Origin of the sequence: Acinetobacter sp. ANC 3929 (genome assembly GCF_000369405.1) — a bacterium.
Lineage (GTDB): Bacteria > Pseudomonadota > Gammaproteobacteria > Pseudomonadales > Moraxellaceae > Acinetobacter.
The window spans coordinates 478,054-494,189 of record NZ_KB849999.1; the positions used below are offsets into that span (position 1 = coordinate 478,054).

Here is a 16,136-nt window from a genome sequence, read left to right on the forward strand (position 1 = left end):
ATTGCTCGTGTCGATTTTCGTTATGGAAAAACACAAAACCCTGAACTTGCCCAAGTCAAAGCAGATTTAATCACATGCCTTCGTTATTTAAAGCGGACTTCAAATTTACATATATTGGGTTATCTATGGAAATTGGAATTTGCCGAAAAAACTGGTTATCACTACCACTGTTTTTTCTTTCTCGATGGTCGTAAACACTCACAGGACATTAAGCTAGCACAACAGATTGGTGAGGTCTGGAAAAGGGTGATTGGTATTGAGGGGGCTTACCATAATTGTAATCTTGATGCCCACAATGGCAAATATCGAGATGTAGGTATTGGCATCTTGCATCGCAAAGATAAACAAAAATACGAATATTTGATTGAAGCCATTCGTTATATCACCAAAAGAGACCAATTCATTGTGCATAAAAGGATTAAGCGGGATGAGGAAAATGAACAAAACCTTAGAAATGATAAAGCCTACTTCATACGTGTTTTTGGTAAAAATATTGCTAAGGATGTTGCAATAAAAATGGGGAAATCTGTTGGAAATACTGGAAAAAAGGAGGCTTGAAATGACCCATTATGCAATGACTCCTCAAGTACAACATATATTACAGACACCAATGCTCCCATTCATGCTAGATGTTAATACCCATTTATTTTTACGAGAGAGTATTCAAAATGCAGCCCAAATTGAAAATGGGAAACTAGCAGTTATGGATAAACGTGCGCCCAAGTGTATAGATAAGAATTATCGTATATTCTTAAATTCCCTACAGTGGCTGCATTACCATCGTATGGCATTACATGGATTCCAATTAAACCCTTATTGGGTTGCAATGCTTGATACGGCAGGTTTTTCTCATTACGGTAATATCAATTACCTTATAGCGAATGCAGAGGGTATTCATGGTCAATTTAAATATAAGTTCTTGAAACGACGGATTGCACTGGAATATACAAAATTTATTGAACCTATGAATGAAAGTATTAAATTTCAAAAGGCACTGTTTAAACGCTGTCTAGACAAACATAAGCAGATCAATTGTATGTTCTATGATTTGCCTTGTATTTTTACCATTCCTTTACAATTCGACGCTGAAGTTAAATTACCAAAACTTACTCGTAAATGGCTGGAAAGATTACACCGATCGGAAGTATTGTCTGATAAGTTGTATGATGTGCAATGGCGTATTGTTAAGTCACTGAATGGGTTTTACTCAGTCCAAGCAATTATTTATGTAATTGGTGATGAGACCCCATATTCCGATTTTATCTTGCAGGAATGGAAAGGGACTTGTTTAAATAAGGGGTATGAGATTAAGCAAGAAGCTCAATATTTACTTGAAGAAAAACACTGTTACTTTGCGGACAACGATATGCGTAGCTACTGGCGTAAACAGATTGAGTTTCTAAATGAACCACTCAAGATTTACCGCTATATGAGTCAGCATATTTCCTATTTGTGGCAAAGCTATACAGGGAACATCCCAACTCATTAAGTTTCTAAAATACAAGGCGCTCTGATTAGAACGCCTTTTTGCCATAGTAAATTTCCGTGATTAAATCTCTAAAAATTATAGGTATAGGTCAAACCACTATTGGTGGTAACCGTCACTTCACGCACATATTCAGCCGAACAACCAAGATAGACCTTTGCCACAGAACCATAGCGCATATTTTGGTAATCATAAGTACCTTTGCTTCTACAATTGCCACGATTGATTAAAACCCCTGTAATGGTGGTTGGCGCATCGTTCAAGGATATGATGTTTAATAAATCGCTATAACCTGTCATGGAGTATTGAGATTCCTCACGACGGACACGGACTTCAAACTGTTCTTGCACAGTGGGTTCAGTCACTTCTTCAGCATTATATGATTCATCTTCCAGAAAGGATTTATCAACGGCTGGAAAATCATCTTCGGATTGTTGAGGCGTTTCAGTCGCATCAGCAGTGCTATTCTCACTTGTTTGGGTCTGAGTATTTTTGGGTTTTGGTACATCGTTGCCTGAATTACATGCGGTTAAAGTCAGTAGCAGCATACTGTATAAAACAATAGATGGAATAAAATTCATTACACATGCCTATATTTAATTGAATATTGTGATCTACAGGGTTGGGCGAAAGCCCAACTCTGTGTATTTAATTGCTAGATAAATCAATTTCTTACTTTTATAAAAGTGGGAATTACTCATCGATCTTTTTAAATACCTTCTGGATCGGCGTGTAGTTATCCAGAGTGAAATCAAAAGGAATTGGTTTTTTCAGCGACACATCAAATTTCTTTAATCGGGCATTTTCTATGCCGTTGAAATGTTTGCGTTGAAAGGACATGGTACTTGGTTCAAGGATTGCGATCGGTTCATTTGCAGAATCAGCTTGAGTATTGTTAGTTTGATAAATGACTAAGCTATCTAATTCCAATTTATGGTTGTTGAAGTTGAAAATGTAACCGACATACTTTTGTCCATCAGCCGTAATAATATTTTGTGCTAACTCTGGCGTGGATGGTGCGGTGAAATTCACAATAAGATCCGATGCGAAATTCATATTCTCAAAATGTAATTGTTTCGAGTCAGCATCGTAATAAACAAAATTATCAATCGGACCATTTGGTCGATCATTCGGTGTATAGCTGCTTGGCATAAACAGACTTTGACCAGACGTAGCATTTAAACTAAGTTCTAAAAGCTTCAAGTCATAATTTAGATGGGCATTTTTAGTATCCAGTTCTTTTTGAAGTGTCTGAATACGTTGTTGATATTGTTCTGTACTCTCAAATTGATCTTTTTGCGGTGGAGTCACCTGCATTGTCGATCTTATATAATTGATTGCCGTATCATGCGCTGCACGCAAAGAATAGTCATCACCTAAAGCAAAAGTGAATGCTGGAAACTGTTGACCAGTATGTCCGATCACTAAAACCTGATTGTTTTTTAAAGCCAGTACATTTCTTAAATCATTCAGAACGGTCTGGAAATGCACACAGTTTGCACAATAGTCAGCCACATCCGAATTTTCAGCAAACATCTGCAATCCAGAGATGGTTTTATACGGCGGATAAAAGGAAAAATATCCCTCATCTTTTATTAATTCCTGAAAGCTTTCACCTGTTTTGGTGAGCGGAGGTGTAATTTCATTTCGAGCGATAATCAATGGAGAAGAAACAGCCTGTGCAGGGGCTTCATCATTCAATGATATTTTTTCAATCTTTTGAGATAGTTCTTCTTTCTGTACATTATCTTGTTGTGGTTTTGAGCAGCCGACCAACGCAAGGCTGGTGAGCAGTGCAATTGAAACGTATTTCATCCTCTTATTTCCCCATCCAATATTTTTAAAGTTTTTTAAAATGAATTATGAAATTGACTGTAATTTCAAATACATTTTGCTTGGCTGTCATAGGCTCTAGCTATGCTGTTACTGAGCACAATAAGGACACGCCAAATAAGCTGTGTGACGAATTCCATGATTTTTATCCAGCACAAAGCACCACTGTTGAATAACCCCATAAAGGAACAGCAGCGGATGGATGCCTTGAATCAATCAGGACACAGCGAAAGCGTGTGATAAATGAATCGGAATAAAATGTCGAAGAGGCGGGGAAAGTGCAGGGGAATAAAGCACAGTAAATTGCGTCATGGTTGACTATTCCTTTTGTAATGAGAAGTAGTCTTACCAAATTACTGTCAAATAATGGTGGCAAGACTAGAAGGGTTGACAGACTGATACAAAAGGAAATCAGCGCACGCAAGCGTGCCCCTCCTAGCCTCACCATAAAGGCGTGACTTAAGAGAACGCACAAAAACCCATATCGCGTTTGTTGTGCGCCTTTTGTAAACGGTCTGTCAAAACCGACTGACGATGTAGGTCAGCCCTAGCATCATAATCGTTGATAAAAAACAGGTCAATTGATCTGTAGACCGAGTATTCAAAAATCACTAAAAAATGATGATAAAAACGCATTCTAAAAAAATACAAATACATAGCATCTAAATGAGAACGATGCCTCTCCATTCGAGACAGCATCAAATAAACGTTTCACATACACAGCAATCATTTTGCCTGCTTTCCCAGCAGGCTTTTTTATTCATTTACAGGAAATACCACAATGAGTTTGCCATGTCCTTATTGCCAGTCCAGAGAGACGGTACAACTGCAATCACCCCAACATTTACCCAGCACCTCAACTAACAATCCAATTTCTAACAGTGTGATGTCACCGATGGCACTTGCCACATTAGGAGTGAGTGTTTCTAAAAGTCTAAACATTCCTCCGATTGCAGGTGCAATCGTTGGGGTGCTGATCGGAGGTATCTGGATGTTGATCACTGAAGATGAACAGCAACAACCACTACAACCAATCTATTGCAGACAGTATTACTGCAATCACTGTGACCGCAGCTTTAGCCCAAATTTACGCAATTGAGTATTCAGCAAAATTTAAATCTAACGCTTTACCCATTTTAAAATTAATACAGGAATTATTCTTATGGCACATTTAGTTGAAACAATGGCATTTGTAGGACAAACCCCTTGGCATGGTTTAGGCAATGAACTTACCCCAAACCAACCCATCGAGGTCTGGGCACAACAAGCAGGAATGGATTGGCGCATCGAATCCTCGGATGTCAGTTACATGGCTCAGAATGAAAAGGGACAAAGCATCATCATGCCTTTTGAAGAACAGCGTGTACTTTACCGTTCTGATACTCATGCACCGTTATCGGTGGTCAGCCAACGCTTTCAGGAAGTGCAACCGATGGAAATCCTACACTTCTATAAAGACCTGACCGAACAATCAGGCTTTGAACTGGAAACAGCAGGGGTGCTGAAAGGTGGCAAGAAATTCTGGGCATTGGCACGGACAGGACAAAGCTCAGCCTTAAAAGGCAAGGATGTCAGCAATGGCTACATTTTATTGGCAACTGCTTGTGATGGTACACTCGCCACTACTGCACAATTCACCAGTATTCGAGTGGTCTGTAACAACACTTTAGCCATTGCCCTCAAAGGACAGCACACCAGTGCAGGTGTGGTGAAAGTCCCACACAGCACTAAGTTTGATGCCGAGAAAGTCAAACAGCAACTGGGTATTTCAGTTCGCGCATGGGATGAACACATGTATGAAATGAAACAACTGAGCCAACGTAAAGTCACCCAACAGGAAGCAGCAGCTTATTTTGATGCGGTGTTTAACAATACCAGTCTGAGTATGGCTGAACAGGATGAAAGTATTATCCAGTTTTACCGTAATGCTGCAACAGCGACTCAAATAAACCCATCCAAAGCAGACAATAAAACCGAACCAAACGGACGTGCCATGTCGAAAGTCATGACCATGTTTAACGGACATGGGCGTGGGGCAGAACTGAGTTCAGCTAAGGATACCGCTTATGGATTATTGTGCGCGATTACCGAGTTCACCGACCATGAACGCCGCGCCATGAGTACCGATCACCGCCTTGATTCTGCTTGGTTTGGCGCAGGGGCAGCGATTAAACAACGCGGTTTGGAACAGGCACTTCGAATGGTGGGTTAAGAAAACTATACCATTCATTCAGTTTTATTTAAGCCCATTTATTTAGCCTAAGCATACGGTAAAGCAAGCCGTACAAGCACAGCAACACCTTTCGCCACATTCTCCAGATGTGGCTTTTTTTATGCCCGAAATTTAGCTTTTACGATTCTACTCATACAGGAATATTCAATATGCATAGCCATACTCAAATTCAAAACAGTTTAAATCATCCACCTTTACAACCTTATTCACCAAACCTGAATCCACCCACCCAAAACTCACCGACTCAGCAAGTTGAGGTGGGAACTCGAAGCAAACGTGACCGACCGAACAAACAGCCACGAAAAACCAAAGCCCCTGTAGCCAAACGTCTTGCCAATACTAAACAGCTCAATTACCAACAATGGCTTGAAGTTCGCAAACAGGGCATTGGCAGTAGTGATGCAGCAACTGCATGTGGATTGAATCCGTATATGTCGATGCTCGAACTATGGATGATTAAGACAGGACGGATGCAACAAAACATTGAAGATGAAAGTGCAGGCTATGCGCCTTTGTACTGGGGTAAACAGCTTGAGCCGTTGGTGGCAGAATACTACAGCATGCATACCAACCATAAAGTACGTCGAGTCAATGCGGTGCTGCAACATCCTGATGAAGACAAGTATTTTATGCTCGCCAATTTGGATTATGCCGTGGTAGGCAATGGCGAAGTGCAGATTTTGGAATGTAAAACCGTTGGAGAATATGGCTCAAAACTATGGAGAGATGGTGTACCACTGTATGTCCTCTGCCAAGTTCAGCATCAATTAGCCGTGACAGGCAAACAGGCAGCGCATATCTGTGCCTTGATCTGTGGACATGAAACCAAAATCTATAAAGTGACACGCAACGAAACCGTGATCCAGCACATCATTAATGCGGAACGTCACTTCTGGCAATGTGTGGAATCAGATATTCCACCGAGTGTAGATGCGTCAGATTCAGCAGCCAAAGCCTTGCAACAACTCTACCCAGAGCAGATTCCACTATTGGTGGAAGACTTGACCCAAAATGAACAAGCCAACTATCTGTTTAACCAATTGCTTGAGGAGCGACATAAGGTTGAGCAGCATCAACAGTATTTTGATGAACTCAAACATCAACTGCAAATACTGATGAAAGAAGCAGAGCGAGCGGTATTTACAGGTGGCTCTGTCACATGGAAGAAATCGCAGGACTCGATCAGCCTAGACAGTAAGTCCTTATTGAAACAGCATCCTGAATACCTACAGCAGTTTCCGCAAACCAAAGCAGGAACACGACGCTTTCAGATTTATCCGAATGGTGGATAAGACAGCTACGCATATCCCAAATTCAACTAAACCAACTGATCCCATACCTCAAAAGGTGTGGGATTTTTTATGCCCAATTTTTATTTAAAGGAAATGATCATGATTAAAGGTTTAGCAATTACACCACCAGTTTTAGGTCGTATCAGTATCGGAAAGATCATCGAAAAGAATGGTAAACGACTCCCTGAAAAGGATGACCAATTTACCATTACCAGTCAAATTCAAGGAAAAGATGGATGGGTCAAGCATCCACTGGATGAACAACTACGAGCTAAAGCACAAAACCAAAAACTCAGAACCATACCTGTACGGATGATCTTCAATGATCCTGATCTCAACTTAAGAGCAGAGTACAGCCTATTTGACCGCCAAACTGGACGTTTAATTTGCTCAGGCAACGGTGAAAGCTGTCAGCGACTTGGACAACATGGGATTGAGCAACATCCATGTCCATCTCCAGATTTATGCCCATTGGCACAAGGTGGATTGTGCAAGCCCTACGGACGACTTTACGTCAATCTGGATGAATCGGATGAGTTTGGCACATTCATCTTTAGAACCACAGGCTTTAACAGTATCCGCACTTTGGCGGCACGGTTGCGTTATTACCATGCCGCATCGGGTGATTTGCTTTCGTGCCTGCCATTGCAACTCACTTTACGAGGCAAGAGCACCACGCAAAGCTATCGCACGCCGATCTACTACGTGGATTTAACCTTAAGGGATGGCATAAACCTGAAAGATGCAATTAGCTCAGCCAAACAGATAGATGAGCAAAGTAAGGCAGCAGGGTTTTATCAGGAAGCTTTAGATCATGTGGCACGGCAGGGCTATGGCAATGCCAGTTTTGAGGTGGGTGGTGAAGAGGGCTTGGATATTGTTGAGGAGTTTTATACGGATGAAACGAAGCCAGAGCAGCATCAACAATCTTATGATCTCACTCATGTTCAGGATATTCAGAAAGGGTTGCAGCAGTCGGTGCAGGCTTTGAATTGAAATGAATTTAATTAGAAAAGAGTACTCGTACTCTTTTTTTGCAGATTTTGGTCTGTAAATAAGAAGATATTCACTTCTAGAATATCTGAGAGATGGATTTACTTTAATAACGCTTTTTAGTATTTTGTTAGCAAATCAGAAGTATGTCCATCGTCATGCGTTCAAGTAGGTTGTCTAAGCTTATACTCGCATTTATCCTGTTTTTGTTTACGATAACAATTACGGGAGTTCATGCGTGGGCACCTGTTTTACTTGAAAATATTGAACACCAACATGAATTAAGTATTGTTGTGGAAGATGATGCATCAAGTCATTGGTCTTTGCAGCACTCAGGTGATTCTTTTACAAGTATGACTGATCATGATGTAGAAACACACACTTGGAAGAATTTTGATGAGCCAATCTACCATCACTCGGTGAAGCCTATTTCTTCTGATAGTGATCTAAGCATAGACCCTGTGTTTATTCTAAGTTTTATCACTGCTCTTATTTTTCTGTTCCTAAAGTTATCTGAACATCAGATTCGGGTATTTGACTTTAGAAAAAGAATATTTATTTTACGTAATTCTTATACCTATACAAAAGCTCTTATTGTTCTAAGAAATTGATTTTTATATACAAAAAATAATTATTCATTTTTTTGTATAGGTAAAGTCATGTCTAAAATTTATCAGCTATTCCTTAGCTGTGGTTTTGTAGTAACGGCAGCAAACGCATTTGCGGAAACGAATTATGCTGAACTACAAAAGCAGGTTATCGCAAGTGATGCTGTACTCAATAGCCTACAGCAGTCCGAGCAAGCTTATGAAATCAACCAAAAGTTTGCTGGCAGATTAAATAATCCTACTTTCAATGTGGAGTTGGATAATCTTGGTAATTCCAAATTGAAGGGTTTGGATGGCTCAACAACCTTGTTAGGGTTGTCACAAGAGATTCCTCTTAGTAATAAACTCTCCTTGAGAAAGCAAATTGCGAGTTTTCAAGGTGATCGTAATCAGTTCGAAATAGCAAAGCGTCAGGCTGAACTCAAAGCAGATTTAAGAATCTGTATGGCGAACTGGTATGTGGCAACTCAACGTGCTGAAGTTTATTCAACAGAAAGCAAGTTTAATGCAAGACAAGCCAATGTTCTTTCGGAAAGGCTCAAGTTTGGGCGAGTCATTCCTTCGGATGCTCAGCTCAGTGCAGCACTTTCATCTGAATCAAAACTACGTTATCAAAATGAAGTGAAAAAGGGGCAGTTTCAGAAGAATCTGTGCTCTAAGTTCACATCGAATCTACCAAGTAACGCTTTAGAAGTTCCTCTAAGTTTTAATTTCACAGACAAAATTAGTTTGGCTGAGCAAGAAGCGTTTCTGAGTTCAAAATTGAAAAAGACACAATTTGAACTCGCTCGTAAAGAAGCAATACCTGATATCACTTTGGGTGTTGGGGTCAAAAACTATCAAGAAACCAATGACAAGGTATTCCAAGTTTCAACCTCAATACCACTCAATATCTTCAACCGAAATAAAGGCAATATTGCGATTGCCCAAGCGGAACAGATGAAAGCTGAAACGCAGTCTGTATGGGTTAGCCGTAATTCTAAAATTGAACTGGAAAACAAGTCCATTGAGGTTTCTAACTTAATCGATGTGATCCACCAATATGATCAAACCGTTTTGCCCGCAACCAATGAAAGTCTTCGCATTGCAGAGATGGGATACCAAGCAGGGAAAAACTCGTTACTTGAGTTCAATAGCATTAAGCAAATTTGGTTAGACAAACATCTTGCTCGATTCGATTTGTGGTTGGCTTTGCAGACAGAAATTGCAGAAGTCGAGCGCAACTACATTACTCATTTAGATCAAGAATAAGGGCAAGAATATGAATAAACCAACCAATACTTTAATGGCTACGGGCATTATTGCCTTGCTTGTCGTGTTATGTGCTGTGGCATGGTACAAGACAGGTCAAAAGACTCAGTCTTCTTCAGCACATGGGGAAGCAACAGAAGTAAAAGTTGCAGTAGCAGGTGACGAGAAAGGACCTCATGGTGGACGTTTATATCGTGATGGCGATTTCTCAGCGGAAGTGAAAATCTTTGAGCAGGGCGTAGAACCACATCTCCGTGTTTATGGGTATTTCAAAGATAAACCGCTTAAACCTGAAGCATTAACGGCAAATGTCTACATCAAACGTTTGGATGCAGAGCAAAATATTCAATTTAAACCAGAGAGTGATTACTTGATCGGTAATGAAATTGTCTATGAACCACATTCATTTTTAATGATTGTCAACGTTGATTATCAAGGTAAAAAACATACGTGGAAATGGGACACCAAAGAAGGTCGTGTCACCATGTTGGACAGTAGTATCAAGAGCAGTGGTTTAGAGCTCCTAAAAGTTGAATCCATGATGTTTGAAAATGCTTTAGAGTTAAAGGGAGAATTGAAGTTCCCTGATAATTTTGAAAGTTTTATCACACCGAAAGCAAGTGGAACACTCATCAAAACATATCGCACGATTGGCGATAAAGTAAGTCAAGGTGATTTATTAGCTACAGTACAAAGCCAAGACTTGATCCGCTTAAATGCTGAGCGTTCTATTGCAGTAGATAATTTGCAATTTGCACGTAAAAAGATGGAGCAAGAGCGAACGTTATTTCAAAAACGAGTATCGCCTGAAATTGACTACATTAATGCAAAGCGTGAATTTGATAATGCTCAGATTCGTGCCAATGAACTGAACAATTTAATCAGCTCTTATGGTGGTTCAGGCAACGGTACAATTGAAGTTCGGGCTGCGATGTCTGGCACAGTCTTACAAGTGCTAGGGGCAGTTGGATCAAATGTCACACCAGCTTCGCCAATATTTAAAATTGCCAATACATCTCAGTTACTTGCAGTAGTCAATGTTCCTGCGGATAAGCTGAATACAATTAACCCGAATGCTAAGGTGACTGTAAAACCTCAAATTCAATCAGGCACAGAAGAAGCATTGGGGACGATCAAATACATCAGTGATATCATTGATCCAAAAACACGTACTGCTCAAGTCTTTGTTGAAATTGCCAACCAATTTAAATGGCGTTCAGGTCAATTGATCACCGCACATATTTTTGAAAATCAAAGCTTGAAGCCTATGGTGGTTCGTGAAGATGCTTTACAAAACTTCCGTGATTGGGATGTGGTGTTCATTCGTGTAGGCAATGATTTTGAAGCACGTCCATTAGAGTTGGGTGAAAAATATAACGGGTTTGTTGAAGTTAAGTCAGGCTTAAAAGCAGGTCAGGTTTATGCGGCAGGCAATTCTTATTTATTAAAAGCAGAGCTAGGTAAATCTGGCGCTACTCATGATCATTAAGGGGTAGTACTATGTTTGACCAAATTGTTAAGCTTTCGATTAAGAATCGTTGGCTTGTACTGATCGTCTTCCTATTCGTAGCTGCATTGGGTGTTTATAACTATTTTAAACTACCTATTGATGCTGTTCCTGATATCACAAATGTACAAGTCCAAATCAACAGTGAAGCACAAGGCTTGTCTCCTATGGAGATGGAGTCACAAGTCACTTACCCGATTGAAACAGCTTTGGCAGGTATCCCTAATCTTGAATATACACGTTCTGTGTCGAGATACGGTTTATCTCAGGTCACGGCGATATTCAAGGAGGGGACGGACATCTATTTTGCCCGTCAAATTGTCAATGAAAAATTGCAAGGCGTGACACCAACACTACCAAGCGGCATATCGACTTCAATGGGACCTGTTTCTACAGGGCTTGGCGAGATCTTCATGTATACAGTTGAGAATGCCAAGAATAGTCTAAACCCACTTTCACCCACTGAATTAAGAACCTTGCAAGATTGGGTCATTAAACCTCAGCTTCGAAATGTAGAGGGTGTGAATGAAATCAATACTATTGGTGGCTATCTAAAACAATTTGTTGTTCAACCTGATTATGCTTATTTGCGTAGTATAGGGCTGGATCAGAAAGCTATTTTAGAGGCGATCTCTAAGAACAGCATGAACAAAGGTTCAGGGTACATTGAGAAAAATGGTGAGCAGTATTTAATCCGTTCTGATTCTCAAATTAACTCGATTGAACAAATCCAAAATATTCCGATCACGACGAGCAATGGTTATATCCTCAGATTGAAAGACGTTGCAAAAATATCGATTGGTCATGAATTACGGACAGGTGCTGCGACCAAAGATGGGCAAGAAATTGTACTGGGTACAGCGTTCATGCTTATTGGCGAAAACTCTCGAAATGTTGCTCATGCTGTAGATCAAAAGCTACAACAGGTTCAAAAGTCGCTACCTGAAGGTGTTGAAGCGAAAGCAGTCTACAACCGAACAACTTTAGTTGATGCAACGATTCAGACAGTGAAGAAGAATTTACTTGAAGGTGCAATTCTGGTCATTGTGGTACTTTTTCTTTTTCTTGGACATTTCCGAGCAGCCTTGATTACGGCGATGGTGATTCCATTATCCATGTTGATGACAATTACAGGCATGGTTAACCAAAAGATCAGTGCCAATTTAATGAGTTTAGGTGCACTCGATTTCGGAATTATTGTTGATGGTGCGGTGGTTATTGTCGAGGCATCTCTCGCTAAATTAGCCATGAAGCAAAAAGAGTTAGGACGTATTCTGACTCAAAAAGAACGTTTTACGACTGTGTTTGAAGCAACAAAGGAATCTCGAAAAGCGATTCTTTATGGTCAATTGATCATTATTTTGGTTTATCTGCCTGTGATGACTTTGACTGGTGTTGAAGGCAAGATGTTTACACCAATGGCTGCAACGGTAGTTATGGCTTTAGTTGGTGCAATGATTCTGTCAATTACGTTTGTCCCTGCAATGGTGGCATTAGTTACTACAGGTGAAATTAAAGAAGAAGAGTCAAAGATTGTTCATTTTATTAAGAAATTGTATAGCCCAATTTTAGATTGGTCTTTAAATCACAGATATTTACTGATCGCCTTTGTCTCAATATTCTTTATATTCAGTGCAAGTCTTTCAACTCGTTTAGGTTCAGAATTTATACCTTCTTTAGATGAGGGGGATGTGGCATTACATGCTTTGCGTATCCCAGGTACTTCATTAACTCAAGCCGTTGAAATGCAATACACGCTTGAAAAAGAAATTGTGAAAATTTCTGAAGTTCAGACCATGTTTGCCAAAGTTGGAACAGCAGAAATCGCCACTGACCCAGTTCCACCCAATGTGGCTGATAACTTTGTCATGTTGAAGCCACGTAGCGAGTGGCCAAATCCAAAGAAACCAAAAGCGGAAGTCGTTGCAGATATTGAACGAGTAGCTAAAGGTGTTTATGGAAATAATTACGAGTTCACTCAGCCGATTCAAATGCGCTTTAACGAACTTATTTCAGGTGTCCGTACCGATGTTGCTGTGAAAATATATGGTGATGATCTAGGTCAACTACTTGAATCAGCAAACGCTGCCGCTAAAATTTTAGAGGGAGTGAATGGTACTGCTGACTTGAAAGTTGAACAGATGACGGGTTTACCCATGGTATCTGTCGAGCTGAAAAAAGACATGATTGCCAACTATGGGCTTGATGCTGAGGATGTACAGCAACAGGTTTCTAGCCTCATCACTGGTGAGACAGCAGGTAAGGTATTTGAAGGTGATCGAAAGTTCGATATTGTTGTTCGAATGGATCAAAACTCTGTCACAGACTTAGAAAAACTCTATCAAGTTCCTGTGAATCTGCCTGATGGTTCAAGTGTACTTTTATCAGAATTGATCGAGTTAAAAAATGTTCAAGGACCAAACCAAATTTCTCGTGAGAATGGTAAGCGTCGTATCGTCATCACAGCAAATGTCCGTGGTACAGATATTGGTAGTTACATTGCAGAAGCACAATCTAAGCTGAATGCAGATTTTAAATTACCAGAAGGCTACTGGCTGACTTGGGGGGGTACATTTGAACAAATGGAGTCTGCATCGAATCGACTCATGGTTGTTGTTCCAATTGCTTTAATTCTGATCTTTGCCATGATCTACATGGCTTTAGGTAATGTTAGAAACAGTGTCTTGGTATTCACAGGCGTACCATTTGCATTAACAGGTGGTGTGATCGCTTTAGCTTTACGGGATATTCCATTCTCAATTTCTGCTGCCGTCGGCTTTATCGCATTGTCAGGTGTGGCTGTGCTGAATGGCTTAGTTCTTGTTTCTGCCATTCAAAGGCTTCGAGTGCAAGGGGAAAGTGTCATTGATGCGGTGAGACATGGTGCAATGGAACGACTTCGCCCTGTGTTGATTACAGCCTTAGTGGCTTCTCTAGGCTTTATCCCAATGGCTTTAAACGTAGGTATTGGTTCTGAAGTTCAACGTCCAATTGCAACTGTCGTTATTGGTGGGATTATTTCATCAACCTTACTGACTTTGATTATTTTGCCGACCTTATATGTGTGGTTTAACCAAGGTTGGTCAAGAAAATCAAACGATGCTACTGAACAGGTTGTTTAGGGGCATCTTTAATGACAAATATATTGCGAGATAAACAAAGCAAATTTGTGATGATGTGGCTAGTCTGCATGATCAGTCTCGCTTTATGTTTGCACTTTAATGAGCATGTAACTGAAAATGAATTTCAGAGACACGTTTCAATTGACGCAATTCATTCTCATCATCATGAGGTCAGCCAACAACATTCACATGGTCATCAGGATAACTACTATGAACATTTTGTTGGTTATGACGTACTTAAATCGATTGCTTTAGCTCATCTATTAAAGGGGATATCGATTCTAGATTGGTGTAAAGAATATGTTTTTTTGATGATAAGCCGTATTTTTAAACCGCCCAAAAAGTGAATGGATTTTCAATTCATTTTAAATTTTGGAGTTTGATATACATGCAAATTATTGATTCACACATTGTGAAATTAAGTGCTTACATAAAGCGATTACTTACTTTATTCATTACATTGGCAAGTCCTACACTTTTTGCTCATGGTGTAGCAGAAGGTGATAAGGGCTACATTCAAGAAATTTATGGCGTTCATGTGATTCCATTCATCTATTTGGGTGCTAAGCATATGGTCACTGGATATGACCATTTATTATTTCTTGTTGGCATTATCTTCTTTTTATATCGAATGAAAGATATCGGCTTGTACGTCAGCCTATTTGCACTTGGGCATTCGATTACCATGCTCGTGGGTGTTTATTACAATATCTCGATAAATGCTTACATCATTGATGCAATCATTGGTTTTTCAATTGTTTATAAGGCTCTTGATAACTTGGGGGCTTATCAGCGTTGGTTTGGTTTTCAACCAAACACGAAAGTAGCGACTTTAATTTTTGGTCTGATTCATGGTTTTGGACTCGCAGTAAAAATTCAGGAGTATGAAGTTCCGAGTGATGGACTGTTGGCAAATTTAATCTCATTCAATATTGGGGTTGAATTAGGTCAGTTTATGGCTCTGTGCATCATCATGTTATTGATGACGTTTTGGAGAAAGACATCGTATTTCTTTAAAACAGCCTATCAAAGCAATGTCTTCCTCATGTTCCTCGGTTTTTTACTTGTTGGCTATCAACTTACTGGCTTCATTACTCAATAAGGATCTAAATTATGTATAACGCTGAAATTCCAAAAGATATCGAATTACCTTCATCAAGAAAGTTAATTAAATCAACAGCGATAGCTGCCGTTAGTGCTGTGGTCGTGTTGGTTACCTGTGTCATGCCTGCGGAGTATGCGATTGATCCGACGGGTATAGGTAAAGTGCTTGGCTTAACGAAAATGGGTGAAATCAAACAATCACTCGCTCAAGAATCAGTGAATGGTCTCAATGCTCAACAGGTAGTGAATAGTGCTGAAGAAATGTCAGTAGAAACTCCGACTCAAACGGCAATTGATACTGTTCAGATGACCATGCCTGCGATTAATAAAGAGAGCATTAGTATTGAGTTAAAACCTGGGCAGGCAACAGAGGTAAAACTAACAATGCCACAAAGTGCAAGTGTCAACTTTGATTGGAAAGCTGTAGGAGGTGGTCTTAACTATGATACTCATGGTGATCCCGTAAATGCCCCTAAAGGGTTCTATCATGGCTATGGAAAAGGCAAGAATGAGACAACTCAACAAGGTGTCTTAAAAGCAGCTTTTGATGGTAAACATGGTTGGTTCTGGCGTAACCGTACAGAAAATCCAGTGACTGTAACTCTACTTGTAGAAGGACAGTTTAGTGAAATGAAGAAAGTCTTTTAAGCTTTAATCAATCTCCTTGGAATAGTCTTCCAAGGAGATTTAATCGTTATAGATGTCAG

At 39.9% G+C, this 16,136-nt stretch carries 15 protein-coding genes; 13 read left to right on the forward strand and 2 right to left on the reverse strand.

Annotated features, from left to right (window positions below; translation table 11 throughout):
* The coding region (locus F909_RS10575; RefSeq protein ID WP_032877875.1) for a YagK/YfjJ domain-containing protein at positions 1-558 on the forward strand (558 nt) is incomplete at its 5' end.
* Between the two features lies 1 nt (position 559).
* Positions 560-1,489, forward strand: a complete 930-nt coding sequence (locus tag F909_RS10570; protein ID WP_005058232.1) for a hypothetical protein — start codon at positions 560-562, stop codon at positions 1,487-1,489.
* A gap of 68 nt (positions 1,490-1,557) precedes the next feature.
* Here the strand turns inward: F909_RS10570 and F909_RS10565 are convergent, their stop codons facing one another.
* Together F909_RS10565 and F909_RS10560 are read right to left on the reverse strand one after the other, a co-directional pair.
* A complete protein-coding gene (locus tag F909_RS10565; RefSeq protein WP_005058234.1) occupies positions 1,558-2,067 on the reverse strand; it encodes a hypothetical protein in 510 nt (169 codons plus the stop codon).
* 112 nt (positions 2,068-2,179) lie between these two features.
* Entirely contained in the window at positions 2,180-3,301 is a 1,122-nt protein-coding gene (locus F909_RS10560) for a hypothetical protein (protein ID WP_005058235.1), read from the reverse strand.
* A 799-nt stretch (positions 3,302-4,100) separates the two neighbouring features.
* On the opposite strand from F909_RS10560, the gene F909_RS10555 reads away from it, so the two are divergent.
* The 11 genes from F909_RS10555 to F909_RS10505 all read left to right on the forward strand — a co-directional run bounded on the left by F909_RS10555 (position 4,101) and on the right by F909_RS10505 (position 16,077).
* Positions 4,101-4,418 (forward strand): hypothetical protein, encoded by a 318-nt coding sequence (locus F909_RS10555; protein WP_005058237.1) that lies wholly within the window; start codon positions 4,101-4,103, stop codon positions 4,416-4,418.
* Positions 4,419-4,481: 63 nt separating this feature from the next.
* Positions 4,482-5,531 carry a DUF932 domain-containing protein gene (locus F909_RS10550; protein WP_005058238.1) on the forward strand — a complete coding sequence of 350 codons (1,050 nt, stop codon included), beginning with the start codon at positions 4,482-4,484 and terminating at the stop codon, positions 5,529-5,531.
* Between the two features lie 170 nt (positions 5,532-5,701).
* Positions 5,702-6,844 (forward strand): YqaJ viral recombinase family nuclease, encoded by a 1,143-nt coding sequence (locus tag F909_RS10545; protein WP_005058240.1) that lies wholly within the window; start codon positions 5,702-5,704, stop codon positions 6,842-6,844.
* Between the two features lie 99 nt (positions 6,845-6,943).
* The gene (locus F909_RS10540; protein WP_005058241.1) at positions 6,944-7,840 is read left to right on the forward strand and encodes a recombination directionality factor; all 897 of its coding nucleotides are present in this window, start codon (positions 6,944-6,946) and stop codon (positions 7,838-7,840) included.
* A gap of 155 nt (positions 7,841-7,995) precedes the next feature.
* Positions 7,996-8,448, forward strand: coding sequence for a hypothetical protein (locus F909_RS10535; protein ID WP_005058242.1), 453 nt, complete (start codon positions 7,996-7,998; stop codon positions 8,446-8,448).
* Positions 8,449-8,496: 48 nt separating this feature from the next.
* Positions 8,497-9,696, forward strand: a complete 1,200-nt coding sequence (locus F909_RS10530) for a TolC family protein (RefSeq protein ID WP_005150543.1) — start codon at positions 8,497-8,499, stop codon at positions 9,694-9,696.
* 10 nt (positions 9,697-9,706) lie between these two features.
* Entirely contained in the window at positions 9,707-11,185 is a 1,479-nt protein-coding gene (locus tag F909_RS10525; RefSeq protein WP_005058244.1) for an efflux RND transporter periplasmic adaptor subunit, read from the forward strand.
* An 11-nt stretch (positions 11,186-11,196) separates the two neighbouring features.
* Positions 11,197-14,325, forward strand: coding sequence for an efflux RND transporter permease subunit (locus F909_RS10520; RefSeq protein ID WP_005058246.1), 3,129 nt, complete (start codon positions 11,197-11,199; stop codon positions 14,323-14,325).
* Positions 14,326-14,336: 11 nt separating this feature from the next.
* Positions 14,337-14,672: a hypothetical protein gene (locus tag F909_RS10515; RefSeq protein ID WP_005058248.1), complete on the forward strand. Its 336-nt coding sequence runs from the start codon at positions 14,337-14,339 to the stop codon at positions 14,670-14,672.
* Positions 14,673-14,713: 41 nt separating this feature from the next.
* Entirely contained in the window at positions 14,714-15,427 is a 714-nt protein-coding gene (locus F909_RS10510; protein ID WP_005058251.1) for a HupE/UreJ family protein, read from the forward strand.
* An 11-nt stretch (positions 15,428-15,438) separates the two neighbouring features.
* On the forward strand, positions 15,439-16,077 hold the full coding sequence (locus tag F909_RS10505) for a hypothetical protein (RefSeq protein WP_005058253.1): 639 nt from the start codon (positions 15,439-15,441) through the stop codon (positions 16,075-16,077).
* The last annotated feature ends 59 nt before the right edge of the window (positions 16,078-16,136 follow it).